This window comes from Vibrio sp. 1288 (assembly GCF_033344475.1).
The window spans coordinates 1-771 of the sequence record NZ_JAWPOX010000392.1; the positions used below are offsets into that span (position 1 = coordinate 1).

Here is a 771-nt window from a genome sequence, read left to right on the forward strand (position 1 = left end):
TGGGGTGCGGTGTTTCATCCTCGGGTAGGGCAAGAGGTTATCGTAGAGTTTGTGAATGGCGACCCAGATCAACCTATTGTCACGGGTGCGCTGTATAACGGGAGCCAGTTGCCCCCGTATTCTCTTCCAGAGAAAAGTTCTCAAAGCGGTTTTAAGTCCCGCTCAGTTCAAAAAGGAAACGCCAATTTCAACGAGTTACGCTTTGAAGATAAACCTGGCGAAGAACACATTTACCTTCACGCAGAAAAGTTGTTCCAAATGTTAGTCGAAGACTGCGTAGATATTGTGGTTGAGAACAATAAAGTTGAGAAAGTAACCAACGATGTCACTCAAGACGTTGGAAAAAATGCGATGTTAAAAGTGGGAGAGAACTATACCTCTGACACTGGAAAAGTGTTGTCCCTCAATGCAGGGAAAAGTATTGAAATTAAAGTCGGTGGAGCCTCAATTCAAATGTCGAGTTCTGGCGAAATCAACATTAAGGGCAACAAGATTTCTATCAATGGCTCTGCAATCGCATTGAAAGCAGGACAAATCTCTTTGAATTAAGAGGGAACTGAGAATGGGTAAACCAGCAGCAGTGATTGGAAGTTTTCACCTTTGTCCAAAGAAAACAGGCAAGATCCCTCATGTTGGAGGTCCTGTTGTTATGGGTTCTCCAAATGTAAAAATAGGAGGCATCCCTGCCGCGAGAAAAGGTGACAAACTCGTTTGTATCGGGCCGCCTGACAGCATATCTGCGGGGTCTTCTAGCGTTAAGATTAATGGTAA

Annotated in this window: 2 protein-coding genes; both read left to right on the forward strand. The window is 44.2% G+C overall.

The features are described from left to right. Nucleotides 1-549: bacteriophage T4 gp5 trimerisation domain-containing protein (locus tag R8O11_RS26970; protein WP_318194844.1), on the forward strand; the 549-nt coding region annotated here is incomplete at its 5' end. A gap of 13 nt (nucleotides 550-562) precedes the next feature. Then, a partial coding sequence (locus R8O11_RS26975; RefSeq protein WP_318194845.1) for a PAAR domain-containing protein occupies nucleotides 563-771 on the forward strand: 209 nt, incomplete at its 3' end.